This is a genomic window from Streptomyces sp. NPDC026522, from assembly GCF_055567555.1.
On sequence record NZ_JBVHQF010000007.1, the window covers coordinates 105,567 to 131,747 of the forward strand.

At 73.4% G+C, this 26,181-nt stretch carries 23 protein-coding genes; 9 read left to right on the plus strand and 14 right to left on the minus strand.

The genetic code is table 11. The annotated features are described in order from the left end of the window. Positions 1 to 151: 151 nt before the first annotated feature. On the minus strand, positions 152 to 2,095 hold the full coding sequence (locus tag ACZ4M3_RS19495) for a glycoside hydrolase family 5 protein (protein WP_467734209.1): 1,944 nt from the start codon (positions 2,093 to 2,095) through the stop codon (positions 152 to 154). A gap of 264 nt (positions 2,096 to 2,359) precedes the next feature. On the opposite strand from ACZ4M3_RS19495, the gene ACZ4M3_RS19500 reads away from it, so the two are divergent. The 3 genes from ACZ4M3_RS19500 (at position 2,360) to ACZ4M3_RS19510 (ending at position 4,149) form a co-directional block, all read left to right on the plus strand. Beyond that, complete coding sequence (locus ACZ4M3_RS19500) at positions 2,360 to 2,662, plus strand: hypothetical protein (protein WP_467734211.1); 303 nt, start codon at positions 2,360 to 2,362, stop codon at positions 2,660 to 2,662. Between the two features lie 312 nt (positions 2,663 to 2,974). Then, a complete protein-coding gene (locus ACZ4M3_RS19505) occupies positions 2,975 to 3,436 on the plus strand; it encodes a Crp/Fnr family transcriptional regulator (protein ID WP_467734213.1) in 462 nt (153 codons plus the stop codon). Positions 3,437 to 3,705: 269 nt separating this feature from the next. Then, entirely contained in the window at positions 3,706 to 4,149 is a 444-nt protein-coding gene (locus tag ACZ4M3_RS19510) for a subtilase-type protease inhibitor (protein WP_467734215.1), read from the plus strand. Between the two features lie 54 nt (positions 4,150 to 4,203). Here the strand turns inward: ACZ4M3_RS19510 and ACZ4M3_RS19515 are convergent, their stop codons facing one another. Both ACZ4M3_RS19515 and ACZ4M3_RS19520 read right to left on the minus strand, forming a co-directional pair. Beyond that, on the minus strand, positions 4,204 to 5,046 hold the full coding sequence (locus ACZ4M3_RS19515) for a GNAT family N-acetyltransferase (RefSeq protein WP_467734216.1): 843 nt from the start codon (positions 5,044 to 5,046) through the stop codon (positions 4,204 to 4,206). A gap of 123 nt (positions 5,047 to 5,169) precedes the next feature. Beyond that, positions 5,170 to 5,619 (minus strand): hypothetical protein, encoded by a 450-nt coding sequence (locus ACZ4M3_RS19520; RefSeq protein ID WP_467734218.1) that lies wholly within the window; start codon positions 5,617 to 5,619, stop codon positions 5,170 to 5,172. Between the two features lie 177 nt (positions 5,620 to 5,796). On the opposite strand from ACZ4M3_RS19520, the gene ACZ4M3_RS19525 reads away from it, so the two are divergent. Next, on the plus strand, positions 5,797 to 6,522 hold the full coding sequence (locus tag ACZ4M3_RS19525; protein WP_467734220.1) for an SIR2 family NAD-dependent protein deacylase: 726 nt from the start codon (positions 5,797 to 5,799) through the stop codon (positions 6,520 to 6,522). A 77-nt stretch (positions 6,523 to 6,599) separates the two neighbouring features. Here ACZ4M3_RS19525 and ACZ4M3_RS19530 read toward each other — a convergent pair whose 3' ends face one another. The 7 genes from ACZ4M3_RS19530 to ACZ4M3_RS19560 all read right to left on the minus strand — a co-directional run bounded on the left by ACZ4M3_RS19530 (position 6,600) and on the right by ACZ4M3_RS19560 (position 13,543). Continuing rightward, entirely contained in the window at positions 6,600 to 7,088 is a 489-nt protein-coding gene (locus ACZ4M3_RS19530) for a VOC family protein (protein WP_467734222.1), read from the minus strand. A gap of 135 nt (positions 7,089 to 7,223) precedes the next feature. Further along, positions 7,224 to 10,784 carry a bifunctional glycosyltransferase/CDP-glycerol:glycerophosphate glycerophosphotransferase gene (locus tag ACZ4M3_RS19535; protein WP_467734224.1) on the minus strand — a complete coding sequence of 1,187 codons (3,561 nt, stop codon included), beginning with the start codon at positions 10,782 to 10,784 and terminating at the stop codon, positions 7,224 to 7,226. A gap of 176 nt (positions 10,785 to 10,960) precedes the next feature. Further along, positions 10,961 to 11,332 (minus strand): hypothetical protein, encoded by a 372-nt coding sequence (locus ACZ4M3_RS19540; RefSeq protein WP_467734226.1) that lies wholly within the window; start codon positions 11,330 to 11,332, stop codon positions 10,961 to 10,963. A gap of 86 nt (positions 11,333 to 11,418) precedes the next feature. Then, on the minus strand, positions 11,419 to 11,853 hold the full coding sequence (locus ACZ4M3_RS19545) for a roadblock/LC7 domain-containing protein (RefSeq protein WP_467734746.1): 435 nt from the start codon (positions 11,851 to 11,853) through the stop codon (positions 11,419 to 11,421). Between the two features lie 86 nt (positions 11,854 to 11,939). Then, on the minus strand, positions 11,940 to 12,728 hold the full coding sequence (locus ACZ4M3_RS19550) for a transcriptional regulator (RefSeq protein WP_467734228.1): 789 nt from the start codon (positions 12,726 to 12,728) through the stop codon (positions 11,940 to 11,942). Further along, positions 12,725 to 13,141, minus strand: coding sequence for a hypothetical protein (locus tag ACZ4M3_RS19555; RefSeq protein WP_467734230.1), 417 nt, complete (start codon positions 13,139 to 13,141; stop codon positions 12,725 to 12,727). Before ACZ4M3_RS19555 ends, ACZ4M3_RS19550 begins: the two co-directional genes overlap by 4 nt. Positions 13,142 to 13,300: 159 nt before the next feature. Beyond that, positions 13,301 to 13,543 (minus strand): helix-turn-helix domain-containing protein, encoded by a 243-nt coding sequence (locus tag ACZ4M3_RS19560; protein ID WP_467734232.1) that lies wholly within the window; start codon positions 13,541 to 13,543, stop codon positions 13,301 to 13,303. A gap of 162 nt (positions 13,544 to 13,705) precedes the next feature. Here ACZ4M3_RS19560 and ACZ4M3_RS19565 point away from each other — a divergent pair, with 162 nt between their 5' ends. Both ACZ4M3_RS19565 and ACZ4M3_RS19570 read left to right on the plus strand, forming a co-directional pair. Then, a complete protein-coding gene (locus tag ACZ4M3_RS19565) occupies positions 13,706 to 14,194 on the plus strand; it encodes a hypothetical protein (RefSeq protein ID WP_467734234.1) in 489 nt (162 codons plus the stop codon). A gap of 299 nt (positions 14,195 to 14,493) precedes the next feature. Further along, the gene (locus ACZ4M3_RS19570) at positions 14,494 to 15,663 is read left to right on the plus strand and encodes a PucR family transcriptional regulator (protein ID WP_467734236.1); all 1,170 of its coding nucleotides are present in this window, start codon (positions 14,494 to 14,496) and stop codon (positions 15,661 to 15,663) included. Between the two features lies 1 nt (position 15,664). Here ACZ4M3_RS19570 and ACZ4M3_RS19575 read toward each other — a convergent pair whose 3' ends face one another. The 3 genes from ACZ4M3_RS19575 to ACZ4M3_RS19585 form a co-directional block, all read right to left on the minus strand. After that, the gene (locus tag ACZ4M3_RS19575; protein WP_467734238.1) at positions 15,665 to 17,614 is read right to left on the minus strand and encodes an APC family permease; all 1,950 of its coding nucleotides are present in this window, start codon (positions 17,612 to 17,614) and stop codon (positions 15,665 to 15,667) included. Positions 17,615 to 18,246: 632 nt separating this feature from the next. Beyond that, the gene (locus tag ACZ4M3_RS19580) at positions 18,247 to 18,702 is read right to left on the minus strand and encodes a (2Fe-2S)-binding protein (protein ID WP_467734240.1); all 456 of its coding nucleotides are present in this window, start codon (positions 18,700 to 18,702) and stop codon (positions 18,247 to 18,249) included. A 40-nt stretch (positions 18,703 to 18,742) separates the two neighbouring features. After that, positions 18,743 to 20,971: a xanthine dehydrogenase family protein molybdopterin-binding subunit gene (locus ACZ4M3_RS19585; protein ID WP_467734242.1), complete on the minus strand. Its 2,229-nt coding sequence runs from the start codon at positions 20,969 to 20,971 to the stop codon at positions 18,743 to 18,745. A gap of 304 nt (positions 20,972 to 21,275) precedes the next feature. Between ACZ4M3_RS19585 and ACZ4M3_RS19590 the strand changes: the two genes are divergently transcribed. After that, the gene (locus ACZ4M3_RS19590; RefSeq protein ID WP_467734244.1) at positions 21,276 to 21,524 is read left to right on the plus strand and encodes an SCO4226 family nickel-binding protein; all 249 of its coding nucleotides are present in this window, start codon (positions 21,276 to 21,278) and stop codon (positions 21,522 to 21,524) included. Positions 21,525 to 21,707: 183 nt separating this feature from the next. Beyond that, positions 21,708 to 23,135, plus strand: coding sequence for a PP2C family protein-serine/threonine phosphatase (locus ACZ4M3_RS19595; protein WP_467734246.1), 1,428 nt, complete (start codon positions 21,708 to 21,710; stop codon positions 23,133 to 23,135). Positions 23,136 to 23,253: 118 nt separating this feature from the next. Here ACZ4M3_RS19595 and ACZ4M3_RS19600 read toward each other — a convergent pair whose 3' ends face one another. Further along, a complete protein-coding gene (locus ACZ4M3_RS19600) occupies positions 23,254 to 24,741 on the minus strand; it encodes a DNA-binding protein NsdB (RefSeq protein WP_467734248.1) in 1,488 nt (495 codons plus the stop codon). Positions 24,742 to 24,971: 230 nt separating this feature from the next. On the opposite strand from ACZ4M3_RS19600, the gene ACZ4M3_RS19605 reads away from it, so the two are divergent. Continuing rightward, positions 24,972 to 26,096, plus strand: a complete 1,125-nt coding sequence (locus tag ACZ4M3_RS19605) for an aminoglycoside phosphotransferase family protein (RefSeq protein WP_467734250.1) — start codon at positions 24,972 to 24,974, stop codon at positions 26,094 to 26,096. The last annotated feature ends 85 nt before the right edge of the window (positions 26,097 to 26,181 follow it).

Consider the following 26,181-nt stretch of genomic DNA (forward strand, 5'->3'; position numbering starts at 1 on the left):
GGGCCGCGCGGGGCACGGCCGTACGGCCGCCCGGCCCGGGAAGCGGGCCGGGCGGTCGTGCGTACGGGCGCACCCTAGGGCGGATCGCCCGCCCCGGTAAGGCACTTGACCCATCGCATGCCGAACCGGGCCCGGGGCGGGCGGTGCGCGTTCAGGAGGCGGGCAGCGGGCGGCAGAGCAGGGCCGCCGCGGAGGGGCGGGCCCCCACCCGGGTGGTGAAGGCGATGCCGGCCGCGTACTCGGTCGACAGGCACTGGCCCTTGTAGCCGCCGTACGCGAAGTCGCCTCCGCCGGCGCCCGGGGGCCGGTTGTCGCCCCGGTCGAACCAGACCGTACGGCCCGCTGCCGCCGGGAGGGCGGTACGGGCCGGCGCGCACAGGGCCGCCGAGACCTGCTCGCCCCGCAGGCTGTACCCGATCAGGAACCGGCCCGCCGGGCACTGGAGCTTGGTGTACCCGGAGGCCCAGTCACCGCCCGGCGGCACGTACGTCTCGTCGCGGACCACCGTGTGGCCGCCGGTCGGGGCGCGCAGGCCGGAGCCGGCGCACAGGCCCCGGCCGCCGGTGTGGCTCAGGCCGGCCAGCAGGGCGCCGTCGGGGCAGACCGCCTTGCGGGCCCCGCTGTCCCAGTCGCCGGTGGCGCGGGTGAGCAGGGAGGCGTTGTGGTCCTGGTGGTCGGTGTTCAGTTGGTACCAGGCCGGGGCGGCGGGGACCGGCCCGGTGCGCCCGGTGGCGGCGAGGAGCCCGGACCAGGCGGGGGTCCGCCAGTCGGCCTGGTCGAGGACCCCGGTGCGGCGGCCGGTGGGGTCGTAGCGCAGCAGCGCCCAGCTGTCGCCGCCGGGGGCGCCCTGGGCGGTGGTGCTCCAGCCGACGAGCGGCCAGTACGCGAAGTCCGCGTCGGAGCTGGCGAGGTAGGAGGCGAAGTGCGTGAACCAGGCGCGCGGAGCGGCCCCGCCCTCGTCGGCGCCGATGCCGAACTCGCTGATCCAGACGGGGGCGGTGAAGTGGTTGCCGGTTTCGGCGGATACGAAGAAGGCCTGGTCGTAGAGGGTCTGTTCGAGCTGGGCGGGGCTCATGTCCTGGTAGCGGAGGTCGCTGGTCTCGCCGAGGCCGGTGGCTCCGCTGTGGTGCGGGCCGGTGTACCCGTAGAAGTGGGCCGAGTAGACGAGCTTGTGGGAGACGACGAGGGTGTGGGAGAGGGTACGGACGGGCGTGAGGGCCGGGCGGCCGTGCGGGAAGCCGTCGACCGGGATGCCGGTCCAGTTGATGCCCTCGATGACGATGAGCAGGTTCGGGTTGGCCTCGGTGAGGATGCGGTCGGCGGCCTCCTGGGCGGCCGCGTACCAGTCGTGGGTGTCGCCGAGGCCCCAGTTGGGGTCGTCGAGGACGTCGCGGCGGACCTCGTTGTAGAGGTCCGCGCCGACGACGCGCGGGTTGTCGCGGTAGCGGCGGGCGAGGAAGACCCAGTCGTCGGCCCACTGGGCGGTGGACCGGCCGCTGTTCCAGCGTTCGTTGCCGTCGATGCCGCAGCACCAGCGGGTGGTGCCGGTGTGGTTGTTGAGGATGACCGCGAAGCCCGCGTCGGTGAGCGCGGCGACGACGGCGTCGTACACCTGGAGCGGGGTGCGGCCGCGCAGGGCCGGGTTGGCGGCGACGGCCGCGTCCGGGACCGGGCCGGTGGAGTGCAGCATCTCGTTGGAGAAGGGCAGCCGGACGCTGTTGAGGCCGAGGGAGCGGAAGTCGGCGAGCAGGGTGGGCAGGGGGACCCGGTCCAGGCCGAGCGGAATGCCGTGGGAGTCCTGGCCGGCGTGGTGGTTGGCGGGGTCGGAGCGGTCGCCGGAGCCGGTCCAGGAGCCCTGGGCGCCGTCCCAGTTGCCGGAGCGCAGCCGGAAGCGGTTGCCGTCGGCGTCGACGATGTACCGGCCGCTGGTGGACAGGGGCGGCTTCCAGGCGTCCGTCGTCGCCGCGGCGGGTGCGGCGGACGCGGGGCCCGAGGCGGGTGCAGCGGTCGCCGGGGTCGAGGCGGTCGCGGGCAGGGCCCCGGCCGCCGCCGTCAGCACCAACACGCTCAGGACCACCCGTAACAGGCTCTTCATGTCGCTCCTGCGGACTGCGGAACCCCGCCCGACCGGGCGGCGCGGCGCCAAGTTACCGGCCGGTCGCCCCCTACGGAAGGCATCGGGCGAACCGCTTCCGGCGCAGCCGGTACGGCGGGACCCGTCCCCGCGGGGGAGCACGCCCGGCCGGGCGTCGGCGTGGGGTCGTTCGGGTGGGGGGAGCACTGGGAAAACCGCCCCGTGGGGGGTCGCACCGCTCTACCGTGCCCTGAGTGCGTTCCGCACGGCACCGGAGGTGGGCGGATGGACGACGAAGAAGACATGCGGCTGGCGCGGATGACGCCGGAGATCTCCCGCCGTACCCTCGCCATGCTGCGGGGTCTGGCCGGGATGGAGCCGCCGGAGCAGGTACCCGAGGAGGCCATGATCGTGGCCGACGCCGTCCTCGCCGAACACGGCACTGACGGGCTCCGGGTCCTGGTGATGACCCTCGCCGCCTGGGCCACGGCGCAGATCGAGAACGTCGCCGAACTGAGCGGGCGCAGCCACGAGGCGGTCCTGGACGCGATGGAACTGGCCTGCCTGGAGGCGAGCGGCGAGGACTAGAGCGTGTTCGGAAAGTAGCGCCGGCCGTCCGGAGGGCGGGCCCCGCGGCGTCCGGTGCATGCGATCGCAAGGCGGAGGGTCGCCCTCGTACCGGGCGTACGCGGGCGATCCCGACAACGCTGGGGGCACCTCCCAGCGATAGCTGGGGGCCGAGCGCGCGAAACACGCCCCAGCCCCGTCACCACCCGTGTCCGGACGGTTACCCCGGGCCGTCGCTCGGGCCGGGGCCGCCGGCGTCGCACCACCCCGCGGGCCGGAGTCGGCGACACTGAGGTGAGCAGGAGTCCTGGGGGGTCGTGATCGGAGGCCGTCGTGAGCACACCTTCCCCCATCCGGCTCGCCGCCGTACTGTCCGCCGAGCACCGCGCCCGGCTCATGGCACTGGCCCGTGAGGTCAATTTCCGCGAGGGCGCCCGGATCTTCAACGAGGGCAGCCGGGCCGAGTCCTTCTGGATCGTGCGCTCCGGCACCGTCACGCTGGAGCTCCCCGTCCCCGGCCACCGCCCCGCGCCGATCGAGAGCCTCGGCCCGGGCGAACTGGTCGGCTGGTCCTGGCTGTTCCCCCCGTTCACCTGGCAGCTCGGCGCCGAGGCGATGACCCTGGTACGGGCGGACCAGTTCGACGCGCCCACGGTACGGCTGCTGATGGACGCCGACCCCGCCTTCGGCTCCGCCATCGGGCACTGGGTCGGGCGGGTGCTCGCGATGCGGCTCCAGCAGACGCGTACCCGGCTCCTCGACCTGTACGCGCCGCGGATCGCCGCCACCCGCTGAACCCCCCTTCGGGCCCGCGCCCCCGGTCAGCGGGGTGCGGGCCCCTCTCCGGCCCCCTGCCCGGTCGGCCGCGGGCGCCGCGAGGCGGGTGTCTTCGGCCGTTTCCGCGGGCCCCGTCCGTACAGGTCAACAGCCTCCCACCGGCTGCGGACTGCACTCATGCGCTCACGAACGGTGACGCGAATTCGCGGCCCGAACGAGCGTTCTGGCGCCGCATGGGCAAGACTCGCGTCCGTTATCCGGCACGACAACCCCGAGGAGTGTTCGAAATGCGGTCCATCAGCAGGAGTCTGGGACTGGCTTCCGGAGCCATGGCGCTCACCGCCCTCACCGCGCTGGCCGGGTCGGGAGCCGCCGACGCGGCGCCGACCGGAGCGGCAACCCTCTACGCCCCGTCGGCGCTCGTGGTCAGCGTCGCCGCCGGAGCGGATCCCGCCCAGGCGACGGTGATGCGCGCGGGGACGCTGGTGTGCGCGCCGCGCCCGACCGGCACGCACCCGGACCCGGCGGCGGCGTGTGCCGAACTGCGCGCGACCGGTGGCGCGCCGGACGCGCTGACCGCACCCCGCGCGAACGTGCGGTGTACCCGGGAGTGGAACCCGTTGACCGTGACGGTCGACGGAGTGTGGCAGGGCCGCAGGATGAACTACGTCCACGTCTTCGCCAACCCCTGTGAGCTGCGCAGCAGCGAGGGCGTCCTGTTCCACGTGTAGGACGGCGCGCCGGCTCCCGCCGGGCGGCGCCGTGCGACCGCCGCCCGGCCCCCGTCACCCCAGTTCGAGGCTCGTGACCCCGTACAGGCCGGACAGGTCGAGCGCGGGCGCCGGGCCCGTGTACATGCGGGCGGTCTCGAAGGTGGGCACCAGCCCCAGGCCGGCCGCCAGCTTCCCGGCCGCCGGGTTCACGTCGGGTACGTCCACGGCGACCTGCCCGCCGGGAGCGTGCCGCGCGAGCCCGCGCAGCAGGGCGGCGGCGACCTCGGGGGTGGCGGCGTACAACGGACCGATCCTGGCGGCGGCGCTGCCCGGGCGGATCACGCCGAGGCCCTCGACCCGTCCGTCCCGGACGGCGGCGAGGGCCGTCCGCCCGGGCAGCCCGGTCCATGCCGCGAGGAAGGAGTCCCGGGCCTCCGGGAAGACCAGGCGGTCGTAGGAGGCGAGTTCCGCGAAGGGCAGGGAACCGGCGTCCACCACCCGCACCCCACGGTCGTCACCGGCCCCTGGAACACCCTCGTAGCGGGCGTTGTTCCAGGCCCGGCGGAAACCGGACCTGCCGTAGTTGTCCTGCTGCTCGACCACCCCGTCCAGGCCGACCAGGCGCCCGTCGAGCCGCGCCATCCCGGCGTTCCACAGCCGGATCCCGTAGCCCCTGCCGCGCACGGCGGGCCGGGCGATGTAGAAGCCGATGAACCCGAAGCCGGTTCCGTAGCGGATCGCCGAGATGCAGGCCACGGGCTCCCCGTCGAGCCGGCCGACGAGGAAGCCGCCGGGGTCGGCGACGGCGAAGGCGTAACGGTCGCCGACGCCCGGGTTCCAGCCTTCGTCCTCGGCCCAGGAACGGATCATTTCCATGTCGCAGGCGCTCGCGCCGGTGATCTCGAAGCCCGTCATGCCCGGTGTTCTACCAGACGCCCCCGCGTCCGCGCAGCCCCGCACCGGTCGGCCTGACGCCACGCCAGGAGGGTGGCGTGGACGGCCTCTCCGGCCTGCACCGGCCCGCCGTCGGCTCGCCGGTCAGCCGGCGCAGATCACGTCGTCCAGCCGGATCGGCCTGCTGTCGAGCCGTACGTAGGCGGTGAAGGTGTCCGTGGCCCCGCCGTCCCAATGGGTGGTGACGGTGGCCCAGCCGACGCCGGCGTTCTGGGCGACGGTGGCCGGGCCGACCGTGATCCGGTTGGGCTTGCTCCGGGCGCAGAGCAGCACGTCACTGTCCGGATAGTTCTTCTGCTTCTCCTTGAGCTGCTGGGAGACCCGGTGCCGGCGGTCGTGGGCGGAGGGGCCGTGGTGTCCGTAGAAACCGATCAGGAAGCCGCTGATCTGGGCGGCCGTGTGCCGGTGGGCGCGGGCGGCGACGATGTCGCCGAACGGAGGCGCGTCGGCCAGGGCCGGGGCCGCCGCGGCGGGGAGCAGGAGGGCGCTCAGGCCGAGCAGCAGGGCGCCGGGAAGGTGCGGGGTGAGCTTCATGTCCGGTTTGTAGCCGTCCGCGCGGTCCGCCCTGGCGGGACGCGACGGGGACCTCACCCCAGTGGGGGCGGGATTCACCACTGTGGCCCGGTTCCCGCGCTCCGGCCGGTGCCCGCGGGTGGCGCGCCCGGGAAAACGCGCTCGCGGGCCGGTGGGCGGTCTGCGTAGGGTCGGCTCATGGGGAAACCGCTCGTCGCAGTGTTCAGTGGGGCCGGGATGTCCACCGATTCCGGGATTCCGGACTACCGGGGGCCGCAGGGGCTGTGGCGGCGCGAGCCCGGCGCCGAGAAGCTCGTCACGTACGCGTACTACATGGCCGATCCGGAGGTCAGACGCCGCTCCTGGCTGATGCGGGCCGAGCTGAGCGCGCTCGGGGCGCGGCCCAACGCCGCGCACTACGCCGTGGCGGAGCTGGAGCGGGGCGGGACCCCGGTGCGGGTGCTCACCCAGAACGTGGACGGTCTGCACCAGCTCGCCGGAATGCCCGCCCGCAAGGTGTTCGAACTGCACGGCACGGCCCGGTCGGTGGTGTGCACGGCCTGCCACGCCCGGTCGGACATGGACGAGGCGCTGGCCCGGGTCGCGGCCGGGGAGCCGGATCCCGGGTGTCTCGGCTGCGGCGGGATCCTCAAGGCGGCGACCGTGATGTTCGGCGAGCGGCTGGACCCCGAGGTGCTGGGGCGGGCCATGGCGGTGGCCAAGGGGTGTCAGGTGTTCGTCGCCGTGGGGTCGACCCTCCAGGTGCAGCCCGCCGCCTCGCTGGCCGGGATGGCCGCGGAGGCGGGGGCCCGGCTGATCATCGTGAACGCGGAGGAGACCCCGTACGACTCCCTCGCCTACGAGGTCATCCGCGAGCCGATCGGGACGGCCCTGCCGGCGCTGCTGGCCCGGATCGGCGCCTGAGCCGGGCCGGGTACCGGCACCCGGCCCGGTACCGGCCTGCCCGCGGTCCGGTACCGGCCTGCCCCTGGTCCCCCCGGTCAGCCCTCGGCGTCGGCGGCCCGGCGCATTTCCGCCACGTCCAGCTTCTTCATCGTCATCATGGCGGACGTCGCGCGAGCGGCCCGGCCCGGATCCGGGTCGGCGATCAGGTCGATGGCGCCGGGCGGGACCACCTGCCAGGACACCCCGAACTTGTCCTTGACCCAGCCGCAGGCCGACTCCGCACCGCCGTCCTTCGTCAGCTCGTCGTAGTAGTAGTCCGCCTCCGCCTCGTCGGCGCAGTGGATCTGGAAGGAGATGGCCTCGGTGAAGGGGAACTGCGGGCCGCCGTTGAGGCCGACGAACTTCTGCCCGTTGATCTCGAACTCGACGATCAGCACCTCACCGGCCGGACCGGGCCCCGCCTCGTTGTAGTAGGCGGTGCGTCCCCGCTCGCCGTCCTTGAAGACGGACAGGTAGTAGTCCGCCGCGGCCTCCGCGTTGCCGTCGAACCACAGACAGGTGGTGAAGCCGGCGCTGCTGCTCATGACTGCCTCCAGAGTGGGTGGGCGGGACGGGACCCGTGGCCGGGCCGTCCCACACATACAGACCGGTCCCCGGCCCCGAACTCATCGGTGTGCCGGGGACCGGTCCGTGTCCCTCCGGGAAAGCGCTCGTTCGGACTACAGGGCGAGCATCCGGTCGACGACCCGCTCGGTGGCGTGTCCGTCGTCGAGGTCGCAGAACTCGGCGCGGAACGCCGCCCGGGCCTCGGCGTGTGCGGCGCAGATGGCGTCGGCGTCGCGTACGGCCTCGATCAGGCTCGCGGAGTCGGCGATGAGCGGGCCGGGAGCCTTCTTCTCCAGGTCGAAGGTGAAGCCGCGCAGCGTGTCGCGGTAGTGCTCCAGGTCGTACGTGAACAGCAGGATCGGCCGGTCGGTCAGCGCGAAGTCGAAGATCGCGGACGAGTAGTCCGAGATCAGGACGTCGGCGACCAGCAGCAGGTCCGTGGTGTCGGGCCAGCGCGAGACGTCGACCACGAAGCCGTCCCGGACGCCCTCGCGGACCTGCTCGTTCACCTTGTGGTGGCCGCGGACCAAAAGGACGTGGTCCTCGCCGAGCGCGCTGCGGGCGGCGTCCAGGTCGATCTGCAGGTCCAGCTTGTAGCCGTTCGACCAGCCCTCGCGGTTCTCCCGCCAGGTCGGCAGGTAGAGGACGACCTTCTTGCCCTCGGGCAGGCCGAGCCGCCGCCGGACCTCGGCGACGCGCTGCTCGTCCGGGCGGACGAGGGCGTCGGTGCGCGGGCTGCCGGACTCGATGATCTCGCCGTCGTAGCCGAGGGCGCGCTTGAGGACCGGGGTGGCGTAGGAGCTCGGGGAGGCGAGCAACGACCACTGGGCGGCGTCGTGGCGCAGCGCGTCCAGGGCCTCGGGGCTCGTGTAGTAGTCGTGCAGGTAGTCGTGGCCGATCTGCTTCAACGGCGTTCCGTGCCACGTCTGTACGACGGTCTGCCCGGGGCGGCGCCGGAAGTGGCTCGGCACGCTGTCGTTGACCACGTAGTAGCGGGCGCGGGCCAGAACGTCCCAGGCCTCCAGGCTGTCGTACTGGACGGCGCGGGCGGTCGACGGGACCTCCGCGCGGCCGTCCCGGACCAGCCAGACGTGGTCCAGCTTCGCACCGCGCCGCACGAGTTCGTCGTGGATGGCGCGCGGGGAGTCGCCGGCGCCGTTCCCCTGGAAGGTCTCGTACACGACCATGTCCTTGACCGGCAGGGCGGACTGGGCGGGGTACGTGATGTCGCGGGCCACGCGCTGGGCGTAGCGCGAGCGGTCGTGCGGGCTGATCAGCGGGTCGCTGTTCAGCACCAGCCGGTCGTACAGCCGGGCCTCGACGCGCATGCGGCGGCCGTCGACGGTGATGTGGTGCGGTCCGGAGAAGAGGACCGGCGGCAGGAGCTGGAGCGGCGCGCCGCGGTCGACGCCGAGCAGGCTCGCGGTGGTGCCGCCCTGGCTCGCCGGGCGCAGGGTGGGCCACCAGCGGCTGTGCGGAAGGGTGGTGCGACCGGCGTACGCCTCGGGCAGGACCGGTTCGAAGGAGGCTTCGAAGCGGTCGCCGTCACGGGTGACCGGGTAGCTGAACTCGGCCCCGTGGTGGTTGTGCAGGACCAGCTCGTACGGCTCGTCGGCGGTGTCCGCGGGCGCGTGGAAGACGCCCCCGAGGGTGAGGGTGCCGTTCTTGGTCGTGACGGTGTCCACCAGCGGCGGCGAGGCCTGGACGGAGAGGACCAGGTGGCCCGACGGCCCGCGCTTGGCGAAGACGGCGCGGCCGGTGGTGTCGGCGGGCACCGGCACGACCAGCTGCGTGAAACCGCCCCGCTCGTCGAGGACCAGGGGGTGTTCGGTGCCGTCGGCGCGGACGACGGCCAGGTTCCAGGCCTGCGGGCCCCATTCGCCGGGTCCGGGCAGCGGTACGTCCGCCAGCTCGGCCAGGCGCAGGGCGGCGGTGAAGGGGACGCGGCTGTTCGCGCCGGCCCCGGCGGTGTCCAGCGGGGCGGTGAGGGTGTTGCCGCTGCCGACGTGCGTCGCCTGGAGGGAGGCGCCCGGGCCGACCTCGGCGGACAGCTCGCCGGACACCTCTACGGCGTCGTCGCCGGACGGGCGGACGTCCAGGGCCCGGGCGCGGACCACCTCGACCTTGATCGTCAGGGGGCCGCCGACGGTCGGGACGATCCGCACGTCGGAGGTGGCCCAGTAGGCCGGCGGGTTGTGGCCGCTGTCGTGGTCGCCGCCCCGGAGGCGGGCGCGGTGCAGGCCGCCGGCGCCGGTGACGGCGATGGAGGTGGTCCACGTACCGTCGTTCCACGTGCCGCCGGTCTGGAAGACGGTGGGGTCGACGACGGCGGTGAACCCGGCCCAGTCGGCGTGCCGCAGCGCGAGGTGCGGTTCGTTCACGGTGGCCATCGGGGAGGCGACCGTACGGGCGGTGACGACGCTGCGGCGGCGCTTGCCCTGCTCGCGGAAGATCAGCATCTTGCGGGAGCCCAGGCGGCTCTCCGCGCCCAGGTGGCCGGGCAGCGCGTACCCGCGCAGCAGCAGCTTGCCGTCGCTCCAGGCGGCCTGTTCCAGGCGGCTGACGACGCGGCGTTCGCGCGGGCCGAGGGTCAGGAGCTTGGCGGGGACGGGGGCGGTGAGGAAGGGGTAGTCGGCCTGCGGCCGGGCGAGGCCCTTGACCGGCACGCTGTAGGAGTAGTCGCTCTGGTGCTTGTTGAGGGCGATGAACTCCTCGACGCGGCCCTCGCGGGCGAGGTACGCCTTGAGCCGGTCCGCGACGGTCAGGTCGGACCAGGGCCCGGGGCCGATCTCCCGGACCAGGCCGCCGACCTCCTTGACGAAGGCCGCCCGGAAGTCGGGGCCGCCTTCACCGACGTACTTGTAGATGAGCGGCAGCTCTTCGCTGAGCACGTTGTGGTCGTACTCGCGCAGGTAACGGGCGTACTTCTCGCCCGGCTTGGCCTTGAGGGCGTCGCGGACCATGCGGATGGACGTCACGCGGTCGATGACGGAGACGGGGTCGGTGGAGCGCTGGGTGATGGAGCGCTCGCCGGTCTCGCGGACCCGCCAGTGGTAGACGACGTCGCTGATCACGTCGACGCTGGTGGCGAAGTAGTGGGCCGGGATGCTGACGGGCGCGTCCTCGTAGAGGATGCCTTCGGGGTACTGGAAGCCGTGCTCGTCCCAGAAGGTGCGCCGGTAGACCTTGTTCCACGCGGTGCGGTCGGTGACCAGCGGCGCGAACTTGGAGATGTGGGTCTTCAGCCGGGTGGTGGCGAAGGGGGCGCGGTGTCCCCAGGACTGCTGCATTCCGACGGAGCGGAAGCGCTTGACGTTGCCGCCGGCGAAGTCGGAACCCGTCTCGTCGAGGGCTTCGATCAGCAGCTGGTAGGCGTTGGCCGGCATGGTGTCGTCACTGTCGACGAAGGCGAGGTACTCGCTGCCTTCGGATATGTGACGGGCACCCGCGTTGCGGGCGGCACCGAGTCCGGCGTTCTTCTGCCGTACCAGTCGGAACCTGTCGTCCCGCGCGGCGAAGGCCTCGCCTATCGCGGCACTGGCGTCGGTGGAACCGTCGTCGACGAGGACGACCTCGAAGTCCTCGAAGGTCTGGGCGGCGATGGACTCCAGGCACTCGTCGAGGTAGAGCTCGACGTTGTAGACCGGTACGACGATGCTCAGGCGCGGGGGCATGGGTGGCAGGTTCTCCAGCTTTTTGCTTTGTTGATGATCAACCGATTAGAGCATCTTACTCGGTAACGGGATGATAAATTCCGCCCATCCTCGGACATATCGCCCCTGCTCGCCGGGCGGACGGCAAAGAATTCAACCGCCCGCCACCGCGCAGTCGCGACCCTCGCGGGTCCTCCTCAGATCTCCAGGCCGGCCTCGATGCTCTTCAGCTGGTGCCGGGCCATCGCGAGATTGGCACGTGCGCGGTCGAGCGCGAGATAGAGGAAGAACCCGCCGCTGCCGCGCCCCTTCATCAGCCGGATCAGGTGGTACTGGCCGCCGAGGGTGATCAGGATGTCCTCGATCTCGTCGTTGATGCCGAGCATCTCCATCGTCCGGACCTTGGCCCGCACCACGTCCGTGTTGCCGGCCGCCGCGATCGCGAGGTCGAGGTCCTTTCCCCCGCCCACCATACCGAGCGCCATGCCGCTGCCGTAGTCGACCAGCGCGGCGCCGAGCGCGCCCTCGATGGTGGTGGCTTCCTTGAGGGCGGTCTCCACGTTGACCATGAGTGGTTCCTCTTTCTACTGTCGTTTCCGCTGTCGCTGCGGGACTGGCGTGTGCCGGGACGTCTGTCGCCGTGGTCGTACGGAACTCAGGGCGACGGCGCCTCGGTGGGCATGGGCGGGGCCACCGGGCCGCCGCGCCGGCCGAGGCCGTGCTCGACGAGTTCGGTGATGCGCAGGCTGGAGCGCCGGCCCTCCAGGTGGAGCCGGCCGACGTTGACCCGCGGCTCGGCGATCAGGGTGAGGACGGCCGCCTCCCCCGCGGCGTAGGTCGCGACGTAGCCGTGCTCGCCGCGCACGAGCAGTTCCCGGAAGCCGCCCTGGCCGGTGCAGTCGCTGAGCCGCTGGGCCACACCGAGGGCCGCCGCGGTCAGCGCGGCGACGGATTCGGCTTCGGTGGCGGCGCTGTCGTGGGCGAGCACCAGGCCGTCGACGCTCGCGGCGAGGGCGCCGGTGAGCTGGGGGACACGGGCCCGCAGGCGCCGCAGCTCCGCGCGTATCTCGGCTTCTGTCTCGGCGGCCATCGTCACCGTGCTCATGTCGGCCGGCCTCCTTTCGGGCTGCCTGCGCTCGGAGCGGTCGGCGCGCAGGACCGGTCGCAGCGGGAGCCTCACAGGCTTGCCTCCAGTGCGTCGCGTAACCGGCGGAGCAGCGCCACGTCCGGGGATTGGGTCTGGGTCATCCAGTCGGGCAGGGACACCCCGGCGACCGGTGCCGGGGCGGGTTCACGGGGGGTCTCGACCAGCCCGGCGGCCGCCAGTCTGCGGACGTCGAGCAGCGTGTGGAAGGCCGGGCGGCCCAGTACCCAGGCGAGGTCCGCCGGGGTGCGCACGCCGTCGGACTGCCGTAGCAGGAGGCGCTGGCGGGCCGTGACCGTCTGGCCGGGGGCGGCCGGCCGGGGCACCACGGGGGCGGTGTCCAGCTGGGGGTAGGGCCACACCGCGTCCAGCAGTTCCCGCCGGCGGCAGGTCTCCCGTTCGACGGCGGCGGCGGGCACCGACCGGACCGAGCCGATCCAGTGGGTGGCCCCGCGCCGGAACCGGGACGGCCCGCTGCCCGGCGAGAGGGCGAAGAAGGCGGCGTCGAAGATGGCGGCGAGGTGGCAGATCTCCAGCTCCCCGCCCGCGAGGCCACCGCTGTCGACGAGGAACCGGGCGACCTGGCGGCGGGCTCCGGCCTGGTTGACGGCGTCGTTCCAGCGTTCGGGGGCGAGGCCGCCGCCGGTGGTGAGCAGGACGTCGAGGCCGGGGGTCGAAGGGCTTTCGGCGTGTACGACCCGGCCGTCTTCCAGGAACAGGGTGCCGCGGTCGCGGAGCAGGGCGCCGGTGGCGCGTTCGGCGGCGAGGCGGGTGAGCAGCGGGGAGACGGCGGTGGCGGCGGTCGCCGTCGCGGCGGTCATCTGAGCACCAGCCCCTCCGCCAGGGTGCGGAGTCTGTGCCGGGCGAGGGCCAGGTTGCCGTCGGTGCGGTCGAGCCAGAGGTGGAGGAAGACGCTGCTGTCGAAGCTGGTCTCGACGAAGCGCAGGACGTGGTAGCCGGTCCGGGTGGTGACGATCAGGTCCTCGACGGGCGGCCCGGCCGCGGCGCCCGGTGCCGGTCCGGCCGCGGCGCCCGGTTCCGCCGGGGCGAAGGACTCGTACTCGGCGGCCGCCCGGGCCAGTTCGGCGGTCTCCGCGGCGGTGGTCTCGTGGTCGCCCACCGGGGAGTCCCCGGCGGTGCCGAGGGCCAGTCCGCTGCTCCAGTCGACCAGCGCGGCGCCCCGCGCACCGGGCAGGGCCATGGCTTCGAGCAGACATTCGTCGATCCCGGGCACGCGGGCTCCCCTCCCGGCTGGACGTGCTGGGTGCACGGTCGTTCGGCGCGACAGGAGGAACTTACTCAACTTCCGCAGAGCGAAAAGGCGTTCTGGCATTTTCCGCTGGAACATGCGCGGTAGCACGTGCCAGCTTGGCCGGATCGCGTCTACTTCTGATCAAGAAGCGAGCGGCAGGTCGTCCGCGAGCCGGAACGCCCCGCCCTCGCGCTGGACGTACCCCTCATGGCTGAGGGTGCGCAGCAGGTGGTAGACGGTCGGCAGCGGAATCCCGGTGATCCGCGAGAGCCGCTTGGCCGTCGCACCGCCCTCCGCGTGCATCGCCTCCACGAGGCGCAGCGCCCGCTGTACGGAACCGATCAGGGTGGGTGCGCTGTCCTTGTGGGTGCGGTCGGTGCCCATAGTGAGTCCCCCTGCTCCGTTACGAGGCTGGCAAACCCATCAAAGTCGCTCACCGGCCACAAAACCAGCTGACTCGCGTAAACCTGAGCATAAGATCAACCACCGCCCGCCCCCGGCACGGGCCTTCGGGGATTGTCAGTGGGGCGCCGTACCGTTGCCGGTATGGGCAACTCGGGTGGGTCTTTGGTCGTACGGTCCTCGGAGCACCGGCTGTCGGGCCTGATGGCAGCCGCGGGTTTCACGGGGGTTGAGGTTTCCGCGCCGGCGGTGGCCGGCTGGCGGTCGGCGGAGTTCGAGGACGCGGACCGGCGGGGGGTGGCGCGGCTCGCCCGGCTCGTGGAAGCGCCGGTGGTGGCCGTGGAGTTCCTCGACAGCGACGTCGGCTTCGTCGAGGCCACCGCGCCGCAGGGGCACCGCTGGCGGGCGCTGCTCGATCGCGCCAAGGCCGCGGACCACGGGATACCGGTGCACGAGTTCCCCGTGCTCCCGGCGGTGTGCGCCGCCCTGGCCTGGTCCGCCGCGGCCGGACTGACCCCCGACGAGGCGGCGGTGCGCCGCGCCCTGACGGAGTCGGCCGTCTTCACCGAGCACCTCGCGCAGGACCTGTTCGCCGGCCTGGGCATACCCCGCCGGGATATCGCGGCCGTCTAAGGGCTGTCCCGTAATCCCCGGTGGGTCGGCGCACGGCGTCAGATGCGGTCCATCGCAAGGCGGAGGGGCGTCCTCGAACTGGGCGTATCTGGACGTCCCGACAACGTAGCGAGGTGCCGTAGCCGGCGGCGTGCGCCCGCCGGGGATTACGGGACAGCCTTAGTCGCAGTACGTGCCGGGCGGCCGGTCCGCGCACCGGTCCCCGGCGCGTCGCAGCGGCGGTGTCGCGGGCACTGCGGCGGACCCGGGGTGCTCCCGGGCCTCCCCAGCGCCCCCTCGCCCGTGTCACGCTGCCCGTCATGGAGCGGATCATCGAGGAGATACGCGGGGACCTGGGACGCCGGATCGCCGTGGCGGCGGACCGGCTCACCGACCGGGCGCTGGCCGAGGATCCCGCGTACGCCGCGCCGCTCGGGCGGGCCGAGCTGCGCGAACGGACCCACCGCACCCTGGAGCAGGCCGTGGCGGGCCTGGTCCGCGCCTCCCGGGGCCTGCCGCCGGACCCGGCCGGCGCCCGCGCGGCCGGGTCCGAGGGGGCCGACGCGGCGGCGCGGGGGCTGCCGCTGGACGCCCTGCTGCGCGGATACCGGCAGGCCGGACGGCTGCTGTGGCAGACCCTGACCGAAGCCGTCGCCGCGCACGACCGGGCTTCGCTGCCGCGGCTGCTGCCGGGCGCGGCCGCGCTGTGGGAGGTGCTGGACCGGATGTCGGACGCCGCCTCCGAGGCGTACCGGCACGCCGGCGCCGCGCAGGGCGAGCGCGACCGGGAGCGCCGGGCGGCCCTGCTGGACGCGCTGCTGGACGGCACGGCGACGGCCGCCGGGGCCGCGGACGCCGCCGTCCGGCTCGGGCTCCCGGAGCGGGGCCGGTTCGCCGTGATCGCGGTCGGGCCCGGCGGAGCGCCCGCCGGGCCCGGGCCGGCCGCGGGCGGCGGCCCGCGCGCGTGGTGGCGGGTGCGCGCCGACGGCGAGAGCGGGGTGGTGGAGCTGGGCCACCATCCGCTGGAGTCCTTACGCGACCTGCTCGCGCCGCCCGGTGTCCGGGCCGGGGTCAGCCCGGTGGTGGAGTCCCCCGCCGAACTGGCCGGCGCCCGCAGGCTGGCCGTGCTCGCCCTGCGCACCGCCCCGGCGGCGGGCGGCCCGGGCGCCGCCCTGCTGGACGAGCGGCTTCCGGCGGCGCTGGTCGCGGGGGACGCGGAACTCGCGGGCCGGCTGCGTGGGGTGGTGCTGGGCCCGGTGCTGGCGCTGCCCCCGGAGGACCGCCGGGTCCTGCTGGCGACCCTGGGCACCTGGCTGGCCTGCCAGGGCTCGACCACGTACGCCGCGCAGCGCCTGTACTGCCACCGCAACACCGTCTCGAACCGGCTGCGCCGGCTGGAGCGGCTCACCGGCCGGTCGCTCTCCGATCCGGCGCAGGTGGTGGAACTGGCGCTGGCGCACGCGGCGGTGCTCCAGCACGCCGCCGGCTGAGCTACCGCTGCGGCGGCCGGGCCCCGTCCGGCTCCGCGGCCTTCGCCGACTCCAGCAGGTACGGCACGTCGATCACCGCGACGCCCGGGGTGAACAGCAGCCTCGCCTTGAGCCGCAGCGCGTTCTGGTTGTGCAGCGGCTGCTCCCACCAACGGCCCACCACGTATTCGGGGATGACGACCGAGAGCACGTCCGTGCCGTCGGCGGCCGCCAGCTCCTGGATGTGGGCCATCACCGGGCCGATCACCTCGCGGTACGGCGAGTGCAGCACCTTGAGCCCGATGCCGGGGGCGTGGTCCGCCCAGGCCTGCCGCAGCCGCCGCATGTCGTCCTCGTCGGCGGCCACGGACACCGCCGTCAGGCTGTCGGGGTGCAGGGCCTGTGCGTACCCGAGCGCCTTGAGCGTCGGGCCGTGCACGGAGGAGACGAGGACCAGCACGTGGTGGCGGGCGGGCTTGCGCGGTCGTGCTCCGGCCGGGACGGCGACTTGCGCCGTGACGGCGTCGTAGTGCCGCCGGACGCCCTTCATGCCCAGGAACAGCAGCGGCATGGCGATGCAGACCAGCCAGGCGCCGTGGGTGAACTTGGTGACGAGGACGATGACCAGGACCAGGGCGGTGAGGGTGGCGCCGATCGCGTTGATGGCGAGCCGGCGGTGGATGTGGATCCGGTTTTCCCGGGCGGTGCCGGGCGACGCCAGCTCGCGCCTCCAGTGCCGGACCATGCCGGCCTGGGAGAGGGTGAAGGAGACGAACACGCCGATGATGTAGAGCTGGATGAGGCGGGTCAGCTCGGCGTCGAAGGCGACGATCAGGGCGATCGCGGCGAGCGCGAGCAGCACGATGCCGTTCGAGTAGACGAGCCGGTCACCCCGGTTGTAGAGCTGGCGCGGCGCGTACCGGTCCCGGGCGAGGATCGAGGCGAGCATCGGGAAGCCGTTGAAGGCGGTGTTCGCAGCGAGGATGAGCACCCCGGCCGTGACGGTCTGGAGCAGGTAGAACAGGACGTGCCAGTCCCCGAAGGTGGCGCGGCCGATCTGGGCCAGTGCGGTGGACATGGGTGTGCCCGCGGGCAGGCCCAGCTCCCTGGGGTCGGCGGCGACGTGCACCTCGTACACCATGGCGAGGACGGTGATGCCCATGAACATCGTCACCGCCAGGACGCCCATCGCGGCCAGTGTGGTGGCGGCGTTGCGGCTCTTGGGCTTGCGGAAGGCGGGTACGCCGTTGCTGATGGCCTCGACGCCGGTCAGTGCGGTACACCCGGAGGCGAAGGCGCGCATCGCGAGCAGCACGAGGGCGAACCCGGCGTACGTCCCCTCGGCGGTGATCGGGAGCGTGGCGGACTCGGCCCGGATGGTGTCCCCGGTCGCGATCCGGAACGCGGCGACCGCGAACATGAGGTAGATGACGAGGACGAAGCCGTACGTCGGGACGGCGAAGACCCGCCCGGACTCCCGTACGCCGCGCAGGTTCATCAGCGTGAGCAGCACCACGAAGGCGACCGAGAGGGCAACTTGGTGGTCGCTGAGCGCGGGGATGGCCGAGGTGATGGCGGCGACACCGGAGACTACGGACACGGCGACGGTCAGCACGTAGTCGACCAGCAGCGCGCTGGCGGCCGTCAGCGCGGCGGTCTGGCCGAGGTTTTCCGCGCTGACGACGTACGCGCCTCCGCCACCGGGGTAGGCGTGGCAGGTCTGGCGGTACGAGGCGACGACCACCACCAGCAGGAAGACGATGGCGGCGGCCGCGTACCAGGCGAGGTGGAGCAGGGCGACGCCGCCGAGGGCCAGGGTCAGCAGGATCTCCTCGGTGGCGTAGGCCACGGAGGAGAGCGGGTCGCTGCAGAAGATCGGCAGGGCGAGCCGCTTGGGCAGCAGCGTCTCGCCCAGCCGTGCGGTGTCGAGCGGCTCACCCACCAGCACGCGTTTCGCATTGATACGCCTCATTCAGGCATGGTCATCCATTTCGGTGGCATTCCGTCCGCCATCGGCGCTGTGTCCCGGATCCGGCACGCGGTCCGTTTCCTCGGCCCGGGCCACGCGTGTGCGGGTGCCGGGCAGCGAGACGCCGAGCCACGCGGCCGCGGGGCCGCGCGCGGACGGTTTCGCGCGCACCGGCGGGGACGCCGGGGCCGGTGGGCGGACCGAGCTGGACCCGGGACCAGGCCACCAGGTCCGGGTGGCGCCGGCGGCGGGCAGGCGCAGAGCCGGCGAGAGGGCCGCCTGGTCGCCCGGATGGGCGAGGTCCAGCCAGGCCCGGGCGGTGGCCCGCAGTTCCCGGGGCCCTGGGTCCTGTGGCCGCCGGGGCGCGTATCCGTGCGGGGGCGCGGCCCAGGCGGCCGCCGCGGCGTGGGCGGCCAGCAGCCGGGCCTCCTCGGCGGCCGGCGCCAGGGCCGGCGGGACGGCGGCGTCCGCGAGCAGGCGGCCGCTGCGGGGTGGTGGTGCGGCAGGTCCAGTACGGCCGCCGGCGCGTGCCGCTCAGCGTCCGGTGCTCCGGTCCGCTGCGGCCGGTCCCTTCCCGCGGTGTCCGTCACCCCGGTCCAGCCGCCCGGCCGAGTGGCCACCCGCCGCCGCGCCGTTCACATCTTGGCCGCCGCGCTGCGGATGGCCTCGCGGATGCGGAAGTAGGTGCCGCAGCGGCAGATGTTGGCGATGGCGTCGATGTCCTCGTCCGTGGGGCTGGCGGTCCGCTCCAGCAGGGCGACCGCGGCCATGATCTGGCCGGGCTGGCAGAAACCGCACTGGGAGACGTCCTGTTCGAGCCAGGCCTCCTGCACGGGGTGGAGCCTGTCCCCGTCGGCCAGTCCCTCGATGGTGGTGACCGTCTTTCCGGCGCAGGCGGAGACGGGCACCACGCAGGGGCGGATGTCCGCGCCGTCGAGGTGGCTGGTGCAGGCCTTGCAGACGTCCACGCCGCAGCCGTACTTGGGCCCGCGCACCCCCAGCAGGTCGCGCAGCACCCACAGCAGGGGCAGATCGTCCGGGGCGTCGACGGTGACGCTCCGCCCGTTGACGGTGAAGGTGTGCGAGGGCACGGCGGGGCTCCTGAACTGGCGCGGCGGGCGGTGGCTGGACCTAGCGCGGGTAGGGGGTGAAGTCGACGTCGAAGGAGAGCGGGAAGGAGCGCGGCTTGGAACCGGTGGCGCGGCCCCACGCGTTGGCGATCGCCCCCACGGCGGCCGGAACGCCGAGCTCGCCTGCGCCGCCCGGCTCCGTACCGGTCGCCGGGAGCACGAAGACCCGTACGTCCCGCGGGGTGTCGCGCTGCTGCGCCCAGTGGAACTGACTGTAACTGCCCTCCAACGGGAGACCGTTGTCGAGGTGCAGACCGGCACGCAGGGTGGTGGAGATCGCGTCGGTGAGGCCGCCGATCAGCTGGGCCTCCACACCGCGCGGATTCACGGGCAGGCCGACGTCGGCCACGATGACCGCCTTGGTGACCCGGACGCGGCGCGGGTCCCGGGTGTCGATCTCGACCAGGCAGGCCGTACGGGACTTGTACTCCTCGTGGAAGGCGATGCCCTGCGCGCAGCCGGCCGGCACGGGGCGTCCCCACTCGCCCTCTTTCGCGGCCTTGTCCAGGACCGCCCGCTGGGCGTCGGTCTTGAGGAAGGCGCGCCGGAACCGGTAGGGGTCCTTGCCGGTCCGGGCGGCGAGTTCGTCGACGACGATCTCCTCGGCGCCCCGGGTGTTGGCGGAGTACACCGAACGCCAGGAGCCGGTGGGGACCCCGGTGGGAACCTCGGTGAGCGCCTGGGTGGTGAGTCCGAAGTGGTACGGGGACTTGACCGTCGTCAGGAAGAGGGTCTGGGCGAGCGTGGCGTTGCCCAGGCCCGACGGCAGACTGGCCGCGGTGGCCGTGATGATCTCGCCGAGTCCGTGCCGGAAGTCGGTCTCGGCGGCGGCGACGCGGTGCTCGAAGCTCAGCACCTCGCCGAGGGCGTAGGTGGCGCGGATCCGGTGGTGGGTGGCGGGGCGCATCCGCCCGTGGCGGGTGTCGTCGACACGGGTCCACATCAGCCGTACGGGGCGGCGGCAGGCCTTGGACACCCGGGCCGCTTCCAGGGCGGCGTCGAAGAACAGCCGCCGGCCGAAGGAGCCGCCGGCCTGGACGACGTGCACGGTGACCTTGTCCAGGGGCAGCCCGAGGTCGGCGGCGATGGTCTCGCGGGCCACGATCGGGGACTTGAGGCCGGACCAGATCTCGGCGCGGTCCTCGCGCACGTCGGCCACGGCGCAGTTGGTCTCCATCGGCGCGTGGCTGACGAAGGCGAAGTCGAACTCGGCGTCCACGTACGGGGTGACCAGCGGCGGCAGCAGGGGCGCCGGGTGGACCGCGCGCAGCTTCGCCCGGACCTGGGCGTCCGAGAGCTGGTCGGCCGGGCCGGGGCCCCAAGTGACCTGGAGGGCGGCCTTGGCGTCGAGGGCCTGGCCGAAGGTTTCGGCGACGACGGCGACCCCGGTCGGGACCGTCACCACGTCCAGCACGCCGGGCATGGCCCGGACGGCGGCGCGGTTGGCGATGTCACGGACGCTGCCGCCGAGGGTGGGCGGGCGGCGTACGACGCACGGTTTGGCGCCGGGTACGTCGAGGTCGAGGGTGTACTGCTGGGCGCCGGTCACCATCGCGCGGGCGTCGATCCGCCCGGCGGGCCGCCCGACGAGGGTGTGCCGGGCCGCCGGCTTCGGGGTGGCGCCGAGTACCGGCAGTGCGGGGTCGGCGGCCGCCGCGGCGAGGCCTCCGTAGTCGGCGGTACGGCCGTCGGGGGCCCGGACGGCGCCGTTGGCGGTGGTCAGATCGGCGGGGGCGAGCCGCCAGCGGGCGGCGGCCGCCGCGACCAGCCGGGCCCGGGCGGTGGCGGCGGTCTGCCGGACCGGCCCGTAGAGGGAGCGGATGGAGTTGGAGGAGCCGGTGAGCTGGTTGAACAGCAGCTCGGGCCGGGCGTCGTCGAGTTCTACGCGTACGGCGGCCAGCGGGGCGTCGAGTTCCTCGGCGACGAGGACGGCGACCGCGGTGGTCAGGCCCTGGCCGACCTCCTCGCGCGGCAGCCGGAAGCGCACGGTCCCGTCCGCTTCGACGGTGAGGGCGAGCATCGCCGAAGTGGGGGCGCCGGCCAGGATGAACAGATCGCCGAGGTCGACCAGGTCGGCGATCGCGGGCAGCGTCGGAATCGCGGCGTCGGCGGGCTGCGCGGCGAGGACGTCGGCTCCGGCCCGGGTGACGAGGGCGAGGGTCGGCGCCGCGACGAGGTGGGTCAGGAAGGAGCGCCGGCTCCGGTCCGCGGTGGGGCTCTGCCCGGTCATGTCGTCGTGTCCCCACCCCTGCGCGGATCCCACCGTGTGGACTCCACCCAATTCGTTACCGGCACGTAGCGTAGCGATCACCGGGTCGGGTGGGAAGGGATCGCACGGTCCGGGGTCCTTCGTTCGAGGGGTCCCGCAGCCGGGTGATGACCGGCGCTCGGAGGCACTCGGGGTGCCCCGGGAGCACGCGCCGCTCGTGCGTACGCTCGACTCCCCCCGACCGGACAGCGGTTTTCCGGCCGCAGGTGGACGATGGAAGGTGCAGGAGTCGGACCCGACCGTGACAGCGAGGAGGTGTGGGGCGATGGCCACGTTCATGGACGTCCACACCGGCATGAAGGGCATCACCGCCGAGCAGCTGATGGAGGCCCACCGGGCGGACCAGGCGATCGAGTCACAGGAAGGCGTGCACTTCAAGCAGGCCTGGGCCGACCCGGCGTCGGGCACGGTGTACTGCCTGTCCGAGGCCCCCACGGCCGAGGCGGTGCAGCGCGTCCACGAGCGGACCGGGCACCCGGCGCAGGAGATCCACCCGGTGCCGCTGGAGGTGTAGGCCCCCGGCGGGCGGTGACCGGAAACATTCGTACACACGAAGGAGGCCCCGAAGGCCCACGGCATATGCCTTGAGCAACCACGTTGCGGATGTTGCCAAACGCCTTACAGGCCGTCCCGGCCTGTGCAACAGTCGTAATCGGTCCTTCCTTCATGGCCGTGCCGCGCCTGTATCGGAGTTCTCATGCCGTCCCACCTGTTCGCGGACCGTCCCGCGCAGCCGCCCGAGCCGGGGTCGGTGGACGCACTGATTTCGCAGACCCGGCGCCTGCGGGGCGAGGTGGACGCCGTGCGCCGCGACACCGTCGTGGACGACGACGACGCCCAGGGCCGCTGGCAGCGGGCCCTCTGCGATCTGGCGGTCCACCACCTCGACGACCTGGGCCAGCACCTCGGCCAGCTCAAAGAGGGCCTGCCCCCGGCACCCGAGCAGCCCTTGGAGCTGCCGAGGGCGGCGCCCGAGACCACGGTCGAGGACCGGCCGACCCGGGTCGGCAGCGCCGAGTGGAACCTGCTGACCGACGAGGTGACCTGGTCCGAGGAACTCTTCCAGATCTTCGGCCGGTCCCCCGAGGCCGGCGCACTGCCCCTGGACGAGCTGGGTTCGACCCTGTTCTCCGAGGACCAGCCGCTGCTCACCGCGATGGTCACCGACTGCCTGGTGGACGGCAAGCCCATAGACGGCGAGTTCCGCATCGTCCGGGCCGACGGGCGGGTCCGGACGCTGCACATGAGGGGCGAGCCGGTGCTCGACTCCGACGGCTGCACGGCGTCGATGTGGGCCGTGCTGCGGGACGTGAGCGAGCTGCGCCGGAGCCAGCGCGCGGTGCGCGAGTCCCGTGACTCGCTCCAGCGGCGCCGGGAGATCGCGCGGACCGAGCACCGGCTGGCGGTCGAACTGCAGGAAGCCGTGCTCCCCCCGTGGCGCGGCTCCCTGCGGTTCCCGCACGACAGCACCGGCGCCCTGGACGTGGCGGCGCACTACATGCCCTCCGCCACCAGCGCGCTGATCGGCGGGGACTGGTACGACGCGCTCGAACTGACCGACGGGCGCTCGCTGCTGACCGTCGGCGACCTGACGGGCCACGGCGTGACCGCCACCTCCGGGATGGCGATGATGCTCGGCGCCCTGCGCGGGATGGCCATGGCCGGCATCGAGCCCGGCCCGTTGATGGGCTGGCTCAACCAGCTCCTGGAGACTTCCGTCCAGCCGGCCCTCGGCTCCGCCGTGTGCTGCCGTTACGACCCCGCCGTCCGCGTGCTGTCCTGGGCCCAGGCCGGCCACCCCGCGCCGCTGCTGTTCCGCGGCGGGCAGGGCCGATCGCTCCAGCCGCCCGAGGGCGTGCTGCTGGGCGCGACCTCCGGCGCGGTGTACGGCCAGGCCGAGGAACTGCTCGAACCGGGCGACGTGGTGGTCCTGCACACGGACGGACTGACCCCGCGCAGCATCGAGTTCAGCCGGGCGGACGGGACCGAGCGGCTGCTCGCACTCGCGCCCCGGTTCTCCGCGGCGCGCTCGGCGCAGGAGTGCGTACGGATCGTGCTGGAGGAGTTCGGGGACAACGAGCGCGAGGACGACGCCTGCGTGCTCGTGGCCCGGATCGGCTTCTGACCCGCCGGACCGTCGACGGACGGGGACCGGGCGTTTCGCTGGGCCGCGCCACCGGGCGCGGCCTTTCCCATGTCCGTACGGGGGCACGTGCGGGTGCCGTGCGGGGAACCCTGGGCGCTCAGACGGTGCTCGCCACCGCCGGGGTGTCGGGCAGGGCCAGCTTGATCTCCTCGCGCAGGTCCTCGATGCGCGGGTAGCCGGAGTACTGGCCGGTGAGCCGGTACATCTCGCGCAGCCGGTCCCAGGTCCGGTGCGAGGACGTCTCGTTCATCGACACCAGGGCGAGCCGGGCGTACCGGTCGGCCTGTTCCGGGTCGTCGGCGATGAAGCAGGCCGAGGCCATGGAGATGTAGTCGAAGATCTGCGACCGCTGGTGCCCCTGGGCGCGCAGCCGCAGCGCCTCCTTGGCGTGGCGCTGGGCGACCGGCGCGGCCGTGGGGTCGTGGTCGGCCAGCGTCCGGAACGCCAGCGCCTGCATTCCGTGCAGGTCCGCCTCGTCGAAGTGCTGCATCCACGAGGGCGGCGGTACGTCGCCCCTGTCGGAGACGAACAGGTCCTCCGCCTCGCCCAGGGTGCGGCGCATGGCCTGGCCCTTGCCCATGGCGGCCTGGGCCCACGCCTCGATGGTCTGGAGCATGGCGCGGGTGCGCGGCAGGGTCTCCTCGCCGGAGCCGGACTTCGCCAGCTTCATCAGGTCCAGCGCCTCGTTGGGCTTGCCCAGGTGAACCATCTGCCGGGCCGCCCGGGACAGCGCCTCGCCGGCCCTCGGCCGGTCGCCGCCCTCACGGGCGGCGTGCGCGGCGATGACGAAGTACTTCTGCGCGGTGGGTTCGAGTCCCACGTCGTGGGACATCCAGCCGGCGAGCACCGCCAGGTTCGCGGCCACTCCCCACAGCCGGCGCTGGAGGTGGTCGGGGTGGTGGTAGGCCAGCATCCCGCCCACCTCGTTGAGCTGTCCCACGACGGCCTTGCGCTGGAGTCCGCCGCCCCTGGAGGCGTCCCAGGCGCGGAACACCTCGACGGAGCGCTCCAGGGCGTCGATCTCCTGCGAGCCGATCGGGGCCGCCTCGTAGCGGTCGTAGCCGGCGGGGTCGGCCTGGTGGACGCCGTCGCCGAAGCGGTGCGCGTCCTTGGCGGTGGCGGGGTCGGTGTGCAGCCAGTCGTACATGGCGTTGCTGAGGGCTGAGCCGGCGGTGAGCGCGGCTCCCGCACCCATCAGACCGCGACGGTTGAGCATGAGGTCCATTCCCGTGAATTCGGTGAGGACCGCGGCTGTGCGTTCGGGCGCCCAGGGCACTCCGTCGGGGTTCTCCTGCGCCCCGTCCGGCTGCCGCTTCGCGGTGCGCCGCTGCCGTACGAACCCGAGGTCCTCGATGGTCACGACACGACCGAGCCGCTCGGTGAACAGTGCTGCCAGTACCGTGGGCACCGGTTCGCGCGGGGTCTCCCCCATGTCGATCCAGCGCCGCACCCGCGAGGTGTCGGTGGCCAGCTGGTGGTGGCCCATGGCGGCCGCCTGCCGGTTGACCATCCTCGCCAGTTCGCCCTTGGACCAGCCGGCCAGGCCGAACAGGTCGTTCAGACGGGTGTTTGGACCTTTGCTCACGTCAAGCCCCCAGGTTCTCGGCTGAGTTGACAGTAGCCCGCCGTCAGGTGCCCAGCGACTATTCGCCAGGGTTCGCCAGGGTCCGCCAGATGGTGTGCCACCCGCAGCGGGGTGTCAGGTAGGAATGCGCCTCCCCGACCCGGCCCCCGGCGGAACTCCCCAGGGTGAAGCACGGGTCCGGCGGGGCGGCGTACGCAACTCGTCGGCGCACGAAGGGAACCGTAAACGCCATGTACGCAGCAACGTCCTCCGTGTCCGCCCCGGTCCGGCCGCACCGCACGCTCCAGGCGGGCGGCGGCCCCTACCTCGAACCCGGCCGGCCGGCCGCCCCGGCGCCGGGCGCCGTACGGGCCCGGCGGATGCCGGGAAGCGGGGCCCAGCCGCTCAGCGGAAGAATCGACCTGTCCGGGCCGCAGGGCGCGCAACTGCGCACGGCCCTCGCCTCGGTGCAGCGGATCTGTCCCGAGTTCGCGCCCGCGCAGGTCCTGCGGCGCAGCGGCCGGTCGGTCCTCCTGGTCGGGACGACGGGACGGATGACCGCCGTCGCGAAGGTATTACTGGACCACTCGCCCGAGTGGCGCGAGCGGTACCGGCACGAAATAGCGGCGTACCGGGCGTTCGTCCGGCACCGTCCGCCGGTACGGGTGCCCCGGCTGATCGCCGCCGACCCGGAGAACTGCGTCCTGGTCGTGGAGCGGATGGCCGGCCGGGTGGCGGCCCTGCAGCGGCACCCGGTGGAGGCCCCGCCGCGGGCCGACGTACGGGCGGCGCTGGGGGCGGTGTGCCGGGTGAACCAGTGGCGGCCGTCGGCCGAGCTGTTCGGGCACCCGCTGGACTACACCCGGCGGATCGCCCGCGACCACCAGCTCGGCTTGCTGACCGACCGCGACTTCGGCGACCTGCAGAAGCTGCTGCACGGCCTCAAGCTGGCCGGGACCACCTGGCAGTTCAACCACGGTGACGCGCTGCTGTCGAACCTGCTGCTCTCGCCGGCCGGGCCGGTGCTGCTCGACTGGGAGCACGCGGGCTGGTACCTGCCGGGCTACGACCTGGCCACGCTGTGGACGGTCCTGGGCGACGCGCCGGCAGCGCGCGGCCAGATCAGCCGGCTGGCCCAGCAGCAGGGCCCCGCGGTCAGGGACGCGTTCCTGGTGAACCTGATGCTGATCCTGACCCGGGAGATCCGGATGTCCGAGACGGCGGTGCAGCGCTCCATGCTGGCGACCGCCCCGGCGCAGCCGCTGCCCGCGGGCGCCCTGTCCTCGGGCGAGGAACAGCGCCTGCTGCTGCGCCGGTTGCACGACGACTGCGGGATGGCCCGCAGGGCGGTCCGAGCGGTGGTCGGCACCCGCTGACCCACCGCCCCCGTACGCGAGGTCCTGTGGCTCCCACCGCCGCGGGGCCTCGCTCTTGTGCGTACGGGGGGTGGCGGTGTCGGAT